The organism is Pseudomonas sp. ICMP 10191 (assembly GCF_001467335.1).
Classification (GTDB): domain Bacteria; phylum Pseudomonadota; class Gammaproteobacteria; order Pseudomonadales; family Pseudomonadaceae; genus Aquipseudomonas; species Aquipseudomonas cerasi.
Genome location: NZ_LKGW01000036.1, coordinates 1 through 545, shown reverse-complemented (window position 1 = coordinate 545; position 545 = coordinate 1). Strand labels below are relative to the sequence as shown.

Below are 545 nucleotides of genomic sequence, written 5' to 3'. Positions count from 1 at the left end.
CCCGCCGGAGCGGGTTGGGTGCTTTGCGATATTTAAAGTTGGTCTTGGGTGTAGATGCCGCCCGATTCGACGGCACCGCCGATCTCTCGTTCGCCGTAGAGCACGGGATAAGGGTTGCCCTGGGCAACGGTTTAGCTGGGGTTGTTTCCGTCGTCATTGTTGCTGCCGACGCTGGCGGTGGTCGTCGGCGAAAGCATCTGCACCACGCCGCCAAGCCCCGTCGCAGCACCTGCGCCGAGCAGGCCCAGGCCGAGCGCTGTACTCGTACCACCGGAGACAAGGCCTCCCACAACCAGCGCGACGCCCAGCACCACCTGGAACAGGCCAGCCTGCTTGCTGCCTTGGATCAGCGGCACGATGCGGATATCGGTGTTGTCGCTGCCCTGCATATCGAACTCGGCCTCGACGGCGTTGCGCTTGCCGCAGAAGACGCTGAACACCAAGCCACGCTCTTCGCCGGTCCGCAGAAACTTCTCGAAGCCAGGCTTCATCGCGCAAAGGGCATTCACGGCATCGCGCACGCTGTGTACATCGATGCGGTACTC

Annotated in this window: 1 pseudogene; it reads right to left on the bottom strand. The window is 63.1% G+C overall.

Features of this window, described 5'->3' with window-relative positions:
- Positions 1–32: 32 nt before the first annotated feature.
- Positions 33–545: pseudogene (locus AO388_RS04940) on the bottom strand (tail assembly protein); the annotation flags it as partial.